This window comes from Paraburkholderia sp. BR14320 (assembly GCF_040948665.1).
GTDB classification, from domain to species: Bacteria; Pseudomonadota; Gammaproteobacteria; order Burkholderiales; family Burkholderiaceae; genus Paraburkholderia; species Paraburkholderia youngii.
Genome location: NZ_JBFPKG010000309.1, coordinates 1 through 317, shown reverse-complemented (window position 1 = coordinate 317; position 317 = coordinate 1). Strand labels below are relative to the sequence as shown.

At 64.4% G+C, this 317-nt stretch carries 1 protein-coding gene; it reads right to left on the bottom strand.

The annotated features are described in order from the left end of the window. Position 1: 1 nt before the first annotated feature. Positions 2-317: hypothetical protein (locus AB3X89_RS40430; protein ID WP_368588087.1), on the bottom strand; the 316-nt coding region annotated here is incomplete at its 5' end.

Below are 317 nucleotides of genomic sequence, written 5' to 3'. Positions count from 1 at the left end.
ATCAGAGTGGGCGCGGCCACAAGGGCTCAAAGTGACCAGGCGTGTGCAGGATATGCACAAGCGGGCCTTGCTGACCAACCACCGGATGCGCTGTGACCTGTCCGCTCTGCTCGACCGCAATGATCTGGATGCGGATGTCAAGGCTGTGCGCGAGTCTCTCCCCGACCGGGTACATGTCGATGAAGTCCTGCCTGCCGGCCAGGCGCTGCGCCATCAGCTCGCGCCGCAATGCCTGCGCTGCCGCCTCGAGTTCCCCCGTCTGCTCCGTTGCCACCCCGGGCTGTCGCCTGATGTTGCGCACGAACTGAAGCACTGTA